2 protein-coding genes are annotated in these 1,498 nt (G+C 46.8%); both read right to left on the reverse strand.

Translation table 11 applies throughout. The features are described 5' to 3' along the window. On the reverse strand, positions 1-312 hold a 312-nt coding region (locus PT964_RS26305), incomplete at its 3' end, for an IS66 family transposase (protein WP_274366327.1). 64 nt (positions 313-376) lie between these two features. Next, positions 377-1,414, reverse strand: coding sequence for a transposase (locus PT964_RS26310; protein WP_274366328.1), 1,038 nt, complete (start codon positions 1,412-1,414; stop codon positions 377-379). Positions 1,415-1,498: the final 84 nt, after the last annotated feature.

Genomic DNA, 1,498 nt, shown 5'->3' on the forward strand with positions numbered 1-1,498 from the left:
AAGGGCGTCATCGACGAACACGACAAACTCCCCGGAACGATTAATGTATTCGTTCCAGCTTCTTAGTCCTGTCATTCGACGATGACGTGTTTTGGTTTTTCGAAAAAATCGCTCGTGATCATTGTTAGTACGGGGAACATGTGGGTGGTCATAGCAAGTGAAAAGCCCTTTCCAAAAACCTTTTGTGTAACTGGTTAAGTTCTTGACCATGGGCTGATCGGTCTCTCCGGTGTACGTTTGCTCTACCCAGTTCAAGAGGCACTTCATTTGAAACTGCACGGACTCACTGGATTGGTCAAGCGCCGGATTCAAGATATTCGCCACGTGATGCAGGGGTTGTGACCAACGCTTTACCTCCACGTAGAGTTCCCGAAACTCAGTCAGTTTGTTGAATATTCTGAAAACGTTTTGGAGTAGCGAGGGCCCCTTTTTTATCCAGGCATGATTGAAGAGATGCCTGAATGACTTCGGCGGTTTCGTAAATCCGAACGCCGGGTAAATCTAACGGCGGGTTACCATCTTCGAGGAGCAAGGAGCGAACGGCTGCCAGGTAATCCTTGACGACCTCGGATTCTTCGGGGGTACTCTTTTCGAGTTTTCTTTCGATCTCTCGAATGCCACGCAGACTCTTCTTTATGCCGGTCTTGAGTTTACGGTCCAGATCGACAACGGGCTTAGCGATATCCTTTAAGTAGTGATACTGGCAGTACTGATACGGGACATTGGGAAGCAGCGACTCCATGGCCATACGAATGGACTGCTGGCCGTCCGTAACAATTCCGATGATGGGGAAACCAAGATCGATCACCGGCTGGATGAGATCTTTTAGTTCCTCTGCTGAACTGCTCTTTACGCTCTTTGCAACCAAAATGGTGCCGCTGAATACCTCCCGAATCACATACAGCGTTTCGTTTCCTTTCTCTGGCTGAACGCCGTCCATAGAGATCATAATTCCGCCGTGCTTTTCTACCACTTGATTGAGTACTTCCTTCACGTGATCCGTGACACTAGAACGCAGCAACGTTAGGTACCGCTCATACAAACGCTGGGAATTCCGCTCAGATGTGGCGATACCTCGGTCTGTCAGTTCCTCGGTTATTTCAGCAATGGTCATGTGATGCTTGAATCGGAGTTGACCAACAAGGGCGAGCACGTCAAAACCGTAAGAAGTATGTTTCATAGCAAGCAGATCCGCTTCTGCAGACTTGTAATATGTGTTCTGAAATTCGCAATTCGCGTTGGAGCATGCATAAGCCATGCTCCAAACTTGGATAACTCCGTTGAGAGTGGAAATGTTCTTTTTCCAAGCAGTATGACTTCTCTTGAGATTTGCACCGCAATGGAGGCAATGTTCGAATTCAGGTCTGAAATATTTTTTTTCTTTTGGCACAATGCGATTCTTCGGAAGTGGCATAAAAAAGAAACCTCCATCAAAGTTGTATTTAATACTTCGACAGAGGCTTATGGAAATCCTTGTTAGTTAATTGGTCAGTCGTAG

Origin of the sequence: Paenibacillus thermotolerans (assembly GCF_028745515.1) — a bacterium.
Taxonomy (GTDB): Bacteria; Bacillota; Bacilli; order Paenibacillales; family YIM-B00363; genus Paenibacillus_AE; species Paenibacillus_AE thermotolerans.

Bases quoted from the DNA above. Each gene is read 5' to 3' on its own strand.
- PT964_RS26310 (WP_274366328.1), bottom strand. From the start codon at position 1,414: ATGCCACTTCCGAAGAATCGCATTGTGCCAAAAGAAAAAAAATATTTC.